This is a genomic window from Lacinutrix salivirga, assembly GCF_053604675.1.
Genome location: NZ_JBSHNP010000046.1, coordinates 1 through 283, shown reverse-complemented (window position 1 = coordinate 283; position 283 = coordinate 1). Strand labels below are relative to the sequence as shown.

The 283-nt window shown below is 41.3% G+C and carries 1 protein-coding gene; it reads right to left on the bottom strand.

Annotated features, from left to right (window positions below; genetic code table 11):
• On the bottom strand, nt 1-283 hold a 283-nt coding region (locus ACVC5O_RS01410; RefSeq protein ID WP_452219676.1), incomplete at both ends, for an Ig-like domain-containing protein.

Genomic DNA, 283 nt, shown 5'->3' with positions numbered 1-283 from the left:
TGGATCTGTTATGACTACGGTTCCATTGGTTGGTGGTGTTGTGATTGCGATTGTACCATCTGTTGGGATGTCGTTATCGTTATCATAAACATCTACCACTACTGGTGTGTCTTCGTCTGTTGTTGTTGTATCGTCTTCTACGTCTACAATTGGTGCTATGCTTACCTCTACTTCTGCTGTATCACAGTTTGGTGTTGGTGTTGCGTTATCACATACTGTATATTCAAACGTATCTGTTCCATTGTATCCTGGGTTTGGTGTGTAGGTTACTACATCATCACTT